Below are 15,421 nucleotides of genomic sequence, written 5' to 3'. Positions count from 1 at the left end.
CGCGGCGGATTATTTCGTTTGTATTCGCCGCGTCCGCTGCGGTTCGCCGCGTTCGCCGCGTTCCAAACTCGCTATTCATATTGAATTCTATTTTCCCGGCTCCGCACTCCACCTCTCCGCCGCATGCGCTTCGATCTTATCCCGTGAGAAATACGCCGGGAAGTACTGATCATTCGCCCACATCTCAAACAGGTTCTTATACCACGGAGACTCAGGATCACCCGACTGCCCCGGCGAATTGATCATCTTTGTTTCATCCCAATTACCAGTGTTGGTAAAATAACGGAAGCTCGCTCCCGCTCCCTGGTTATCCATATTACCCGTTGCCCCAACCGTATGCCCATACCCACCTCGTGCAATAGATCCGGTATTCAGCAACTCCTTCCACGGTGATTTCACCAATCCACTCAGCGGATGAATGAATTGAATATGCTTATACTTATCCTGCCCATATTGCCACTGACTGATATCATTACCAAGTTGGGTTTGCAACTTCGATACCGCAGCATCAAATGTGCGCTGAAGAAATTCATTTCGTTTCTCAATAGCATTTGCAGAATAGATCAATGAAGGTTGGTGAAGCCACTCAACCAGCTTCGTTGTCTGAACAGCAAGCAACCCTTTCACTTCCGAAGGAATGATCGACCGGTTTGCTTCGTCCATCAACTCACGTTCCCACTTATTAAAGATGCCGCCACCAACGGAACTTTTATCCATGCTGAAATTCCATTGCAACAAAATCTCCTTTGCCTTAATAGCGATAGGATCTTTCGGTGATATAAATTTTAGAAAAGGAACAATTGCTTTTGCAGCATGAGAAATGTAATCAACCTGCAGATCTTGCATCTTGTTCAGATCCATCTGCGCATTTGCCGACAACACTTCTTCAATCCGCTTGCCTCTGTATGCATCCGGCCAGGTAAATCCTACTGCATCCGGATGAGAGAAGCCTGCAGGCATCAGGTTTTCATTGGCTGTTGCCCAATATCCTTTCGCAGGATTATAGGTGTTAGGTCTTTCTTTGATCGGGAGATAGCCCGCCCATTCATATCGTCCGTCGCCGGGCACAGGTACCAGGCCGCTGAAGTTTTCCCGTTCAGGGATAAGTCCTACCACCTGCCAGCCGATGTTTCCTTTCTTATCAGCCCAAACCATATTCAGTGCAGGAAGATGCGCATAGGTACAGGCTTCACGAAACGCAGTCCAGTCTTTCGCCTGGTTCATTCTTAGTGAAGCAAGATAAGGCGCCGCTCCGGGCTCCAGCCAGGCCGCACGCATCGCATATGCTTTTGCATTGACAGAATCTATGAAACAAACCGGACCATGTAAGGTGTAATAAAGTTTAGTTTTAACAGCGGAAGAGCCTTTCACATTGAAGGTCTCTTCCTCTTCGCTCATCGTCTGCCATTTTCCTTTGTGACGATATTGTTTAAGATCGGACGGATTCAGATCATACACATAAATATCTTCCGCATCTGTTTGATGCACGGTTATTCCCCATGCGCCAGAATCATTGTGACCAATAGCCACTCCGGGGATCTGCGGTTCTCCGCCTCCCATCACATTCCATCCGGGGGCGGATAAGTGGACGACGTATCGTAAGGAAGGGATGGTGATCTTTCTGTGCGGATCACTTGCAAGCAGGGCATTTCCGGTTGCAGACCGTTTTGCACTGACCACCCAATTATTACTGCCTTCCGGTTGATCAGGAAACGGCTGGCTGTACTGAAACGCCATGGCGCGTGTTTCAGCCGCGGGATCTTGTACCCGCGCCTGAGCGGCTATATCGGCAGCTTCGAATACGATATCCTTTCTGAAAGCATTATATAATTCCAGGATATCCTGAGATAGCTGCGCTGCATTAACGGCGGTATCCAGTTGAAGAATCGGATCACCGTTTTGCAACCACATCAATTCTTTTACTTTCTTATCTCCCAATTTCGCGACTGCACGTCCAATATTCAATTCTTCAGTTGCGTTGCCCAGGATTCCCTGGTGGCGGGAGATCACCAAATCAGGCGTCCATTTACCGGGAAGGATCTTCAGCAACCGGAATTCAATCGGCAGTTTATCTGGTGTGCGAAGCGCTTCTTCTATGTAGGCATTGATGCCATCTGTAAATGCTTCGATGATCTTTTTTCCTTCGGGATGATAGTGGTTTAGTTCTTTGTTCATGTCTCCGCGAAATCGGAAGAGGCGTGCGCCGATATCGCGTTTCAGTTCTCTTTTGCCGAAGATCTCAGCGGCGGTGCCTGTTGCCTGGCGGCGCCAGATCTCGAATTGGAAGAGGCGGTCTTTGGCGGCGCAGTAGCCTTGAGTGAAGAAGAGATCGTGGGTGTTCTTTGCGTAGATATGGTTCACGCCCCATTGATCACGGATGACCTCTGTTTTATCAAGAAGACCTTTGATGCTTAATGGGGATTGCGCATGAAGGGCGTTAACTATGAATAGGCAGAGTAATGAAACGAAAAGTCTTATCATATTTGAATATGTTTAAGGATGGACTGGGCGTAGGAGGAACGCGGCGAACGCAGCGGACCGCGGCGAGCGCAGCGAAATACAAACGACTTAATTCGTTGCGCTCGCCGCGGTCCGCTGCGTTCGCCGCGTTCCTCCTACGCCAATCGAGTCAAAACAGCCTTTCTCCCTTCACTAACCGGTCATACCTCTGCAATGCCTCAATAAAATAATAATCTGCATACACCAGCGGTACATCGATCTCCACCTGGTGCGGAATACTTCCCACCGAATGCTTCAACAGGAAATTCCCATTCTCCCCTTCCGCTGCTTTATAGGATGGACTTGCCAGCGAATGTAACATTTTCACTGCGGCATTCTTATATGCCTTCCCTTTCTTACCCGCATACTCACTCAACTCCAGCAGGCCTGAAGCTGTAATCGCCGCCGCCGAAGCATCTCTGAAATTCAGCTCACTCTTTGTTGCAAATGATCTTTCTCCCGGAGTGTATCCATTCTGTTTGATATTAAAATCCCAGAACGGTACCATATCCGCGGGAAGTTGTTTGCTTTTCAAATACCAGTCAGCCATTCCCATCGCCGCTTTCAGGTACTTTGGATCCTTGGTCTCCCTATACGTCATCGTATATCCATAGATCGCCCAGGCCTGACCACGCGCCCAGGTTGAATTATCTGCATAGCCCTGTGCTGTTTCTTTCGCCAGCACTTTGCCTGTTATAGTATCATAACAGATCACGTGATAGGAACTATAATCTTTTCTGAACTGATTTTTCAATGTATTATCCGCATGGGTGATCGCGGTGCGATAGTAAGAACTGTCACCTGTCACTTTCGTTGCAAAGAATAATAATTCCAGGTTCATCATATTATCAATGATCACGGGAAAATAATACATCTGCTGACCATGCCATGACTTGAATGCATTCCATGATTTGATACAACCAACACGTTTATCAAATCGTGTGCTTAACGACTTTGCTGCCTGCACGAGATAATCTTTGTAGCGGGTATCACCGGTCAGCCGATACGCATTACCAAAACTGCAATACATCATAAAACCCAGATCATGATGCTCAGTGAAATCTTTCAAAGGTTCCAGCTTCTCTGTCCAGCGGATGGCCTGTGCTTTCATCGCCGGATCTTTACTGAATTCATATGAATACCAGAGACTGCCCGGAAAGAATCCCGGTGTCCAGTCGTACATATTGGTCGCGACCAGCTTTCCCTCTGCATTGGTCGTACGGGGGAATACGCTGTCTCCTTTCACATCCTTCAACATCAGGTTGATCTGCCTGCCTGCAAACTGAAGATTCTGCTGTATAAAAGCCTCTTCATTGTTGCTTTTCCGGAATGCCATCAACACAATACACAGGACTGCAACAGCCCCAAAAAACCTTTTCATCATCAGTTTTGCTTTTGTTATTTACTTTGTTTTCCTGAATACAATCCGGTGATTGCCTTCAGTGCTTTTATTACGGATCTTTAGTTGGATACGATATACTACAGGAGGCCAGCTTTCCAGTAACCGGCTATCTTTCACCGGCACCTCTTCTATTTCCAGGTCAAACTGCTTCGGATCGAACTCCATCCGGAGATCTGTAATCCCGGAAACAAGCCTTACTACTCCCTCTTTTGTTTTCGCAGGCACTGCACTCGTCATAAAATGTAAAGCACTGTTTCCGTTATTGGCCATCAGCTGATATTTGTCAGTGATCGTGAACGATTCATTTCTCTTCAGTTCATAGACGCGATCCCATTTCTTCACCTGTGCTGCTTCAGGATAAGCCGCAGCGATATCCAATTGAAACCTTGCTGTTGTTTTTGTATTAGTGAAGGAAACATTCTTCGCCTTATATTTTGCACCATCTTTCTGTTCCACACCATTGATAAAAGGAACATTATGATAGGTTGACCGCATTGTCCAGATTGTATATCTCTCCGGTCCGAATGTTTGCCTTGTATAGGTTTCGCTGCCGATATCGATCAGGAATGGCTTTCCATCATAATACAGCACACAGGTGCCGACATCATTGTGATTATGACTTTCATCATTGTGCCCTGCCAATGCAGAAAAATAAAATCCTTTTGAGGATCCCTCCTGGTCTCTTGCCACTGCAATACCGGTTTCCTTCATCCACGCATACGCCATAAAAGGCTGAGCAGCCTTACCGTCAACAATCTCCTTTACTGTAAAAAGGTTTCTGAAACCACCATACATATTCTCCACAGGCGGCATCGTGTCCCATTGCTGTTGCCTTGCCAGCCACGAACCGAAATACTGCAACTGAGAATCCTTCACTGCCTTCCCATAATGATAAACCAGTGAAGCATCTCCTTTGATCTTCGCAGCGGCATCAGCATAATTCAGATACCAGGAACTGTCGATGTACGCCTTACAATAATAACTCCCGATATTCCTGATCAGCGGCTTATCGAAAATATCAACCGCGCCTTTGGTAGCGGTTTGTAACAATGATAAATAGTTATACAACATCCCTCCCGCGTGCGACCAGTATGCAGGACCTTCTTCACAACCACCATCTTCTTTATAGTAATTAATGAACTGATCGGCAGAACGCATCGTCTTATAGATCCCATCAGCCCGTTTTGCCGGATCATCTTCCACCAGCAGGATCGTGGTAAGCATGTTATAGTTCAACCAGATGTTCCAGTTATTTACCAGTCTTTTCTTTCCGTCCAGGGCCATCCACCAGAAATCGTTTCTTGTATAGAATGGTTGCAGCACTCTTCTATCGATCTCCTGTTTGATGCGTGGAGAGATCAGTTTGCTATGCTTATCAAATTCGTCTTTAAATAAATGATAGGTCCACGCCATTACATTTACCGTGATACCGGTTCCCAATTCAATCACCGGTTCATTGATATCCGGCAAACCCGCACCTGCTTTCTGCAGGTTCAGACTTGCGGAAATAGACCAGCTTGTAATATCACACACATGCCATACACCGTTGATCAATTGTGGAATGAACCGACCTTTCCCTTCTGCGAGTTCCGCGAATGCCAGTTTGCGTATCGCCGTCAGGTTAGTATTGTACACATCCTCCATGACTCTCCTATTACCTGACTTTACAAATTCGAGGTAAGAAGTGGCGGGTACCACTTTCCACACAAAACCCAACGCCTCTTCGCCGTCCTTTATTAAATGTGCACGATAAACAGGATTGATGGATTCCCACTTCGCACGATCGGTATAGCGGGGAAATTGTTCATCGAGTTTCTCCACGGAAAGATTTCGCGCGAGCAGCTCTTTGCTATGTGCACCGGCCAACCAGTTACGGTCAGCCTGTGCAAAAGCATGGAAGAAGAGACCTATATGAGAAAACAACAAGAAAAGGATACGCATGTGCGTGGAATTTTCGGATCGGGGTTTTACATCGTTGACCAAACTTCATTTTTGATGATCGTAGGTTCCCGCAGATCAACGCAGATCAAGCGCAGATAACGCAGATAAGCGTCTAAACTTGAAAATCAATCTGCGTTATCTGCGGGAACCTTACGCCATTCGTCTTTCTACCAATTCGGGTTCTGACTCAAATTCGGGTTCAACCCCGTTTCATTCGTCGGGAATGGCCACCAATAATCACGATTCACATTGAAGCTTCTACGTGATGCGTCCTGGACAATCACGAAACCATTGGCATCTTTCGGAGCAGTGGATGGGAACTGGTGGTCAGGGAAAACTTTAGAACCTTTGACAGTTTTAGGCAATTCGATCTCGGCTGTTTTCCAGCGGATCAGATCCCAGTAGCGGAACTCGCCTTCGAAAGCCAGCTCTACTCTTCTTTCACGCCTGATCTCTTCCAGCATGTTGAGGCCGTTGGCTGTCACAAATGTATTGGTCAGCTTTGGCATGCCCACACGCGCGCGGATCAGGTTAATCGATTTATCGAGATCTTCATCAGAGATAGAACCATTGATCTCATACTTTAATTCAGCATAGTTCAGCAGCACTTCACCAAAGCGGAAAATGATATGGTGATTAAAACTTTGCTGTGAAGCCCAGTCCTGCGATGTCGCATACTTGCGGATCTTGTAACCGGTTGGCGCCGTATTGAATGTTGGCACCCACATAGCAGTGAAGCCCCAAACACGTTTATTGAATACGGTCATCGCGATACGCGGATCACGGTTAGTGAACTCCGCCATTGAGCTATCCTGGTTTGCCTGCAGTGGTGATTTACCAAGTGGCAGACCATCGCGATAGAGATAGGCATCCATCATTGCACGGGTGGCGGTCACCACACCCACGTCAAGGAACTGACGAGTATAGTTATGTTCAGAAATGCTGTTCGTCGCATTCACACCATATATTCTTGCCAGGATATTTTCCCTGTTAGCCGCACCGTTGCCTGCGTACTGGAACAGGTAAAAATAAGAACTGTCAGGAACGGCAGTGTAACGGAAGACACTGTGATAATTCAGGTCGATCAGTGACTGGGTGGCAGTCATTGAATGTGTAAGATGTTTGGCTGCATTGCCAAGGTTATGATACTTGTTACGCGTTCCTTCCATCAAACCCATTCTTGATTTCATTGCCCACGCAGCATTCCTTGTAATACGGCCATACTCTGCAGCCGGTAATGCTGAAGCGAGTGGCAGGCCGGCCGCAGCGGAATCAAGATCGCGGTACATAGTGTCCAGCACGATCTCCCGGTTTGTTCTGTGTGGTGTAGCCAGTGTATCGAATACGTCGAACGTACGCAATAACAATGGCACATCTCCGTATCTCTTCACAAGTTCGCTGTAAGCAAATGCGCGGAAGAAATAGGCTTCTGCACGATAGCGGCGCACGCGAGCAGGATCATCTGTAACCTGAACAGATTTTTCGAGGATCGTATTTGCTTTCCTGATCAGGCTGTATGGAATCGAGAATGCGTTATCAGTAACAGGGACGGTACGTGTACCGTCGCTGATCGGATTCGGAGCGGAACCATAGCCATCGTCTGCCCAGATCGCATTTACGTTATTGGAGATCACCGGCAGTGCCTGGTAAAGTTCATTACATGCCAGTACGAGATCATTGGACGTTTTCCAGAAACCGGCATCGGTTATGGTCGACTCGGGAAGAAGATCCAGCTTCTTGCTGCAACCAGCAAGACCAGCGATCACGACACCCCCGATCAATAATTTATTTATAAGACGTTTGTTCATTGTAATTCTTTTTTTAGGTCTTAGAATGTGAGATTAACACCGAAAGAAATTGTTCTGAAGAAGGGATACTGCCATGCAGCATTATCAGGTGTTTCAGGATCGAATGCTGTTTTCAGCCACATCTGGCTTACTTCCCACAAATCCTGTCCGGCGAAATAGATCTTCGCATTCGTTAAACCTGCTTTGCGGATCCACTGCTGAGGCAGGTTATAACCAAGCTGAACATTCTTCAGGCGCAGATAAGCACCATTCATTACCCAATGAGAAGAGCGGAGTGTGTTTTGCGCGCCGCCGATGAACATTCTTGGGAAACGGGCATTCTGGTTATCTGGCTTCCAGTAATCCAGGTTGTAATCCATTGGCACGATCCAGCTTGATGTATATGGATACAAGGTTGTCGGATCAACAAACAGTTTACGCTCGCCAACTCCCTGGAACATTGCAGAGAAATCAAATCCTTTGTAGCTGAATCCGAAATCAAAACCATAGCTGTAACGCGGAGTGGAATTACCCAGGTTCACGAGATCACCATGATCAGACAAGCGGCCAAGACCGGCATTGATCTTTCCATCTTTATTGACGTCAATATATTTGATATCACCTGCACCTACCGCAGAACTGAATGTTGGATTTGCAGCAACATCAGCCGCATCACGATAGTAACCTGCCGCCTGGTATCCATACACTGTATTCAAAGGCATGCCTTCGATGATACCGTTGATACCAGGAATGATCGCTGTTTGTCCGTTATAGCTGATCACTTTGTTCTTGCTGTCTCCGATGTTCGCGTTTACATAATAAGAGAAGTCTTTACCGATACGATCTCTCCAACCGATGCTGAATTCCCAACCTGTCGTCTTCATATCAGCAACGTTATATGTCCCTGTTGCAATACCAATGCTACTGGAGATCTGGATCGGCGCAAGCATGTCATCATTGCGTTTTACGAAGTAATCCGCAGAGATGTTCAGGCGATTGTTGAGCGCAGCGATATCGATACCCACATCAGAGGTGGTGATGGTTTCCCATACTTTATCAGGAGAAGCGAGACGGCCCTGGTAGTAAGAACGGTTTCTTACACCATTGAAAGGATAAGGCTGACCAGCGGTCAACAATGCAATGTATGCATAGTTATCACCCTGGAAACCGTCTGAGTTACCCAGTTTACCCCATGAACCACGGAGTTTGAATTCATTGAAGAAAGGCAGTGCATTGCGGAACCATTCTTCCTGCGCCATTCTCCAACCCACTGAAACGGATGGGAAGTTTTTCCAGCGATTCACCGGAGCAAGTTTGGAGCTACCATCGTGACGATAGTTTGCTTCAAACAGGTATTTATTGCGGAACGCGTAGTTAAAACGACCGAAATAAGATTCCAATCCCCAGGTATCGATCGTTTCAGAAGCCTGATACTGGAGCGGGTCGCCCGTGTTCAGGGTAAAGAAATCATTCGTTGCAAGGTTGGCCGCTCTGCCCGACGTTTGATCGATGCGCTCATCTTCATAAGCATAACCGCCCATCACATGGAAATCATGATCACTACCGAGCTTCCAAACATAATCACCGATCAGCTGGATATTATCCGACGTGATCTTGTATTCTGTTTTGGTATAAGAGTTCGGGTTGTTCATGTAGCTTCCGATACCGGTCAGGTTATAACGCGGAATGGTACGGATCGCAGAAGTGGTTGTACGAACACCCAGTCTTGGACTATATGTAGCAGAAAGCGTCAGCCCTTTTACGATGTCCTTTGCTTTCAGTGCGATCTGTGCATTGCCTTCATTTTCTTTCACCGCGCCTGTGCCGCCTTCTTTCAACAAAGAATAAGCAAAGTTTCCGCTGTTATCATTGATATAACGGTCAGTTGTACCCGGGAAGAATGTTGGATACAGCGTACGTGTTGTATACAGGTTGGAGAAGATCCTTGCGTTACCAACGCTTGGAGAAAGTGTATTGCTCTGACGGAAAGCCAAACGTGCGTCAAGGCTCAGGATCTTGGAGATCGCGAGTGAGTAGTTGAAACGTGCGTTGATCCTTTCAGTCTTGTCCGGTCCGAGGGTGAACACACCCTGTTGCTTGTAATAACCGGTTGAGAAGAAGAAGTTATCACGGGCACCGCCGCCACGCATGGAAACGTTATGATCCCACATCGGAGATTGATCACGAAGGATCAGGTCTGTTTGATCAAGATCATAAAAATAGAGGTAGTCACTACCGCTTGGATTAGGTACGAAGTTGATATCCGGATTTTTCATCCATTCGATCTGCTCAGCGGTATAACCGGCAGCCTGTCCGGCATTGATCCTTGACTCATTCGCCATTTCAGCTTCCTGCCATGAATGAAGGCGACCGGGAACGTTACTTGGGCGCATGCTGGCATACTTGCCATTATAATTAACCGTCACTTTGCCGGATGTACCGCGTTTGGTGGTCACCAGTACCACACCACCCGCAGCGCGTGCACCATAAATAGAAGCAGCGGCGGCATCTTTCAGGATGCTGATATTTTCGATATCGTTCGGGTTAACAGAGATAAGGCTTCCGGGAGCACCATCCACGAGTACAAGGGGCGGTGAGCCGTTCACGGAAGAGAATCCCCGGATCTGAAGATTGTATCCTTCACCACCGGGCGTACCGTTATTTCTTGTTACGGTCACACCGGGAGCGACGCCCTGCAGCGCGGCCATTGCATTGGCAACAGGACGGTCTTCAATCTTTTTCTTATCAACCGTTCCAACCGCACCCGTCAGGTTAACGCGTTTTTGCGTACCATACCCTACTACTACAACATCAGAGAGTGTTCCTGATTTGGCGGCAAGCGATACAGCGATCTGTGCTCCGCTTCCTACAAGAACGTCTTTACTTTCAAAACTTACACTGGAAAATTGCAGTACCTGTCCGGCTGCTGCATTAATGGAAAATTCACCGGCTTCATTGGTGGTGGTTCCACCGGCATTGTCTTTAATAGTTACGGATACACCGGGAATCGGCTTACCGGCTTCGTCTGTGACCTTACCTGTTCTTTGCGACTGGGCAAATGTGAGAACAGACGAGATCATACAGGCCATCAGAAAGAGCGGCCATCTCAGCCGTTGGCTGAGGCGGGCAATTGGCAATCGCGTCATAGCAGTTGTTTTTATTTAATAGAAATTGGTGGCTGTGAAAGACGGGCTCTCATATTCCTGTTTTTCATCGCCTTTACAAATATGAATGCTGAACAAAAAAACTGGGGGGAGTATCATAAAAGACTAAGGGGAAAAACTTAAAGGGTTGCTAGCGTGTTGATTTTCAATTGAGCTTTTGGGATTATCAATCTTACAGACTGGCGTAGAAGGAGCGCGGCGAACGCAACGGTACGCGGAGGACACGGCGAAAACAGTTGTAGAAGATATTTTATTTCGCCGCGTCCTCCGCGTACCGTTGCGTTCGCCGCGTTCCTTAATACGCCAGTCTATTTATCACCCGCATCAACCCGTATAACCGGGTTCTTCTTTTTTAAATTTTCCACCCCCACGGCACTCACCGCCGTATTCCAGCAGTAAACATTCTTCAAAGCCGGAAGCGAAGCAAGAACAAGCAGCCCCCTATCATCCACTTCAGTGTTGACAATATTTATATACTCCAGGTTTTTCAGCGCCTGTAAAGAAGCCATTCCCGCGGAACTCACCACCGTTCCGCTGATATTCAACCGAACCAGGTTCTTCAATTTCCCCACCTGCCCCATCGCTTCGTCGGTCACCGCTGTATTATCCAACCTCAGCCAAACAATATTTTCCGCCAGTTCCGCCAGCAACGCCGCTTTCGCATTATCAAATGCCGGCACATTGATCGCACTTACTTCCAGCAGGTGTTTTTCTTTCGCCACCGGCGAAACGATCATTCCCAAAGCGCGGAGCTTCTCCACTGCATCTTTACCGGGCTCCGACGGATTCAGTTCAAACACTTTTGACAATACTTCCTGGCTTGCCGTATCTGCTCCACCACTTCCAAAAGAAGCCAGCACCGGCTTGATCTTTTCATCCGCCGCCAGCTCCTTTACCTTCTTTTTAGTATCGGCACCGGTTCTGATCCACCAGCCGATGAGTTCGATCTCCTCTTTGGTTAATTGAGGCTGATCTTTCGGTGGCATGCGTTTATCATCTTCCATCGGAAGCAGCAGGCGTTTCATCAGTTCGCTGGCGTCTGCATTTCCCGGCTGGATGACCGCTCCGTGCTTTCCGCCTTTGAACAGTAATTTCTCCTCATCCATCCGGAGAGAGCCTTTTACTTTTTTAGAGCTGTGGCAGTCATAACATTTAGCGCTAAAGATCGGCTGGATGATATCTGTATAAAGAACAGCTTCATTCACATCGGTGATCGGCTTTGGCGCAACAGAAGAATCTTTCTTTTCCTCTATCCCCAACCAGCCGGCAAAAGGTTGCGGCATTCCTGCCGTGAGATAATCTTCACCATGGGTCATATTACCACCAAGATGACCGGTTAATATTAATAAGATAAAAATAGAACCGAGGAGTATACGATAGGGTTTTGTGGCTTTATTCAACAAACCGTAGCGTTTCTTGACCAACCAGGAAATGCCGGAAAGCAGCGCCACACCAATTCCCATCCATTGATGCAATTGCAATGTTTTTTCTTCGTATCCGCCCTCTTTGCTGAGAAACCAGCCAAATAGACAGGATATCACCGCACCAAAGAAACCCGCGATCAGGCAGATCTCGATGGCATGTTTCAGCAAGCCCGGCTGCTTCTGCTTCCAGGCAACGATCTCAAGGATGAAGGCAACGAAGAGTATTCCTATAGGTAAATGAACAACAACCGGATGAAAGTGGCCGAGGTAGTTCATCCAGTCTTGAACGATGTTCAGAAGTGGCATCTTAAGTCAAAATTCAAAAGTAAAAATTAAAAACCAGTTTCATTGTGAAGGCAAAACTCAAAGTTCTAAGTACCATTTTTTAATTTTTACTTTTGAACTTTGACTTAAAATTTTCAGACTCTTTCAAGTTTAATGGGGTAAGTCCCGTCTGCCATCCACTGACAGATGTATAAGTTCTTGTCATCGTCCACGCATACATCATGACAATGTTTGAATATCGGGGCAGCCTGCATCATCAGTTCCGGCTCGTCTTTACCTTTCTTATATACAGGTTTTGTCCCTCCGGGATTTGAGACCACTTTGTTATTCTTATCCAGGATCATGACAAACCCGGAGTTCATCGTCAGCATATGATGCTTCAAAGCCGAATAACAAACACCTGTATAAATGTTTTCACCATCGATCACCGGGCGGCTCATATAGGCGCCGGGCAGATAGATGGAATCAAGATATTTTCCGTCGAGCGTAAACCGTTTGAAATTATTTTTTACCCGATCGGTACAGATCAATACAGGATTGGCCGGATCACGCGTGTCTAATGCTACTCCATGCGCCTGTTTGAATTTATCGTCTTTGATAAAGCTGTCACCGCCGAACTTGCGGATGAACTCTCCTTTCGGGCTGTATTGCAATATATATTGAGAGCCGTATCCATCCGCGATATAGATATCTCCATTCGGACCGATGGCGGTTTCCGTTGGCATAAAGCGATCACAGTCTTTATATTCCCCAATGAACTTCGGATGCCTGATCGTCAGCAGGATCTTTCCGTCAAGTGTGGTCTTGTATACTTCACCCAGATCATAATCGGTAATATACAGGAACTCTTCACCATTGGCGTTGTGTAAAGTCAATCCATGACCGCCCGGAAACTGGCTGCCCCAGCTATCCAGCAATTTGCCGGATTTATCATAAATGAGAATATTATTCTTCGTTTCATTTGTGATCATGATGAGGCGCTTGCGGCTGTCCATCACCATTTCATGACAATCTTTTACAGGATGCACGCTCTTATCGAGCATTCCCCATTCGCGATTGACGCGGTATCTGTAATCACCATGACCAATGATCTCTCCCTTGCGTGATTGCGCGCTGATGATGTTGAATACGGAAGGGATAGCAAGCGCAGCACTGGCAGCGAGGGTATTTTTCAGGAAATCTTTTCTTTTCATAAACAAGTTAGTTTGAGACGAAGAGAAGGGATAGATGTTTGAAAGTTTAATAGTTTAACAGTTAAATGCAACATAAAACAGTTAAACCCTTAAACTTTAAAACTTTTAAACTATCCCTCCTAGGCCAGTATCCCCTTAACCACTTCCCCTGCCACATCCGTCAACCTATACCGGCGTCCCTGGCTTTTATATGTAAACTTCTCATGATCGATTCCCATCAGGTGCAGCATCGTTGCCTGGAAATCGTGTACATGCACTTTATCTTTTACAATATTATGTGCGAAATCATCTGTTTCTCCATACACCATTCCATTCTTCACACCGCCACCGGCCATCCAGATCGTATACGCTCCAGGATGATGATCACGGCCAAATTCTTCCTGTGTCAACTTGCCCTGGCAAAAACTTGTTCTGCCGAACTCGCCGCCCCATACTACCAACGTATCATCCAGCAGGCCACGTTGCTTCAGATCTTTTACCAATGCAGCGGAAGCCTGGTCTGTCTGGCGTGTTGCTTTCTGAATGCCCGAAGACAAACGGCCATGGTGATCCCAACCCAAATGATATAACTGAATAAAACGAACATCCTTTTCAGCAAGCCTGCGCGCCATCAAACAATTATAAGCATAGCTGCCTGGGGTTTTTACATCAGGGCCATACATATCCAGGATATGTTGTGGTTCATTGCTAAGATCCGCGATTTCCGGAACGGCCATCTGCATCCGATATGCCATTTCATATTGATTGAGACGGCTGTCGATCTCCGGATCCTGCCATTTATCTTTCTGCAACAAATTAAATTCGCGGATAAAGTTCAACGCACGCCGGCGATCCACTTTCTCCACTCCATCCGGAGAGGAAAGATACAATACCGGATCTTTGCCGGACATGAACTGCACGCCCTGGTGATGCGAAGGCAAAAAGCCATTGCTCCACGCGAGGTTACTGATCGGCTGATCACCACCTCCTTTTGATACCATGACAATAAAAGAAGGGAGATTATTATTCAGGCTACCCAAACCATAACTGATCCAGGATCCAATACTCGGGCGGCCGCTTAACTGGTTACCGGTTTGTGTAAAGATCACCGCAGGCTCATGATTGATCTGCTCCGTGAACATACTTTTTACCACACAGATATCATCGACAATACCAGCGGTATGCGGAACAAGATCGCTGAAGTAAGCACCATTTGCTCCATACTGCTTAAAAGTAGCGGCTGGTGCTGCCAATGGAAATCCATTCTGATTGGATGTCATCCCCGAAACCCTTGCTGTTCCCAATACACTCGCAGGAATTTCCTGACCATGCATCTGGTACAACTTCGGCTTATAATCAAACAACTCCATTTGCGATGGGCCTCCACTCTGGAACATATAGATCACACGCTTCGCCTTCGGCACAAAATGCGGATTCACGAGCGGCTGATTTTCATCGCCACCGGCTGCGCTCGCCAATACCTGCTTCACCACCTGCTCACCGGGATTCTTACAACCAAGCATCGTTCCCAACGCGATACTACCCAGTCCCAAAGCAGAACCACGCAGGAAATCTCTACGGCTCTTCTCAAACGCGAATTTTTGTAAGTCGTCCATAATAGAGAATGTTTAGCACGAATGGCCGCGAATGTTCACGAACACATTCACTGCTTTTCGTCGTTACTAATATCTTAAAGGTTTTATCAAAAACTGTTCAACATAATATTCCAGTACCAACCTATAAATCG

The 15,421-nt window shown here is 46.9% G+C and carries 8 protein-coding genes; all 8 read right to left on the bottom strand.

Going from position 1 to position 15,421, the window contains the following annotated elements; genetic code table 11:
- Nucleotides 1-87: 87 nt before the first annotated feature.
- A complete protein-coding gene (locus LZZ85_RS21830; protein WP_237875490.1) occupies nucleotides 88-2,481 on the bottom strand; it encodes a penicillin acylase family protein in 2,394 nt (797 codons plus the stop codon).
- Nucleotides 2,482-2,629: 148 nt separating this feature from the next.
- Nucleotides 2,630-3,883 (bottom strand): glycoside hydrolase family 88 protein, encoded by a 1,254-nt coding sequence (locus LZZ85_RS21825; RefSeq protein ID WP_237875489.1) that lies wholly within the window; start codon nucleotides 3,881-3,883, stop codon nucleotides 2,630-2,632.
- A gap of 18 nt (nucleotides 3,884-3,901) precedes the next feature.
- Complete coding sequence (locus LZZ85_RS21820; RefSeq protein WP_237875488.1) at nucleotides 3,902-5,842, bottom strand: heparinase II/III domain-containing protein; 1,941 nt, start codon at nucleotides 5,840-5,842, stop codon at nucleotides 3,902-3,904.
- Between the two features lie 167 nt (nucleotides 5,843-6,009).
- Nucleotides 6,010-7,650 carry a RagB/SusD family nutrient uptake outer membrane protein gene (locus tag LZZ85_RS21815; protein WP_237875487.1) on the bottom strand — a complete coding sequence of 547 codons (1,641 nt, stop codon included), beginning with the start codon at nucleotides 7,648-7,650 and terminating at the stop codon, nucleotides 6,010-6,012.
- A gap of 20 nt (nucleotides 7,651-7,670) precedes the next feature.
- Entirely contained in the window at nucleotides 7,671-10,775 is a 3,105-nt protein-coding gene (locus tag LZZ85_RS21810; RefSeq protein WP_237875486.1) for a SusC/RagA family TonB-linked outer membrane protein, read from the bottom strand.
- A 326-nt stretch (nucleotides 10,776-11,101) separates the two neighbouring features.
- A complete protein-coding gene (locus tag LZZ85_RS21805) occupies nucleotides 11,102-12,523 on the bottom strand; it encodes a c-type cytochrome domain-containing protein (protein WP_237875485.1) in 1,422 nt (473 codons plus the stop codon).
- Nucleotides 12,524-12,636: 113 nt separating this feature from the next.
- Entirely contained in the window at nucleotides 12,637-13,695 is a 1,059-nt protein-coding gene (locus LZZ85_RS21800; RefSeq protein WP_237875484.1) for an NHL repeat-containing protein, read from the bottom strand.
- Between the two features lie 119 nt (nucleotides 13,696-13,814).
- Nucleotides 13,815-15,290 carry a DUF1501 domain-containing protein gene (locus tag LZZ85_RS21795; protein WP_237875483.1) on the bottom strand — a complete coding sequence of 492 codons (1,476 nt, stop codon included), beginning with the start codon at nucleotides 15,288-15,290 and terminating at the stop codon, nucleotides 13,815-13,817.
- Nucleotides 15,291-15,421: the final 131 nt, after the last annotated feature.

It is taken from the genome of Terrimonas ginsenosidimutans (assembly GCF_022012415.1).
In the GTDB taxonomy this organism is placed as follows: Bacteria; Bacteroidota; Bacteroidia; order Chitinophagales; family Chitinophagaceae; genus Terrimonas_A; species Terrimonas_A ginsenosidimutans.
The sequence above is the reverse complement of the archived record's forward strand: the minus strand, read 5'-3'. Positions and strand labels throughout refer to the sequence as shown.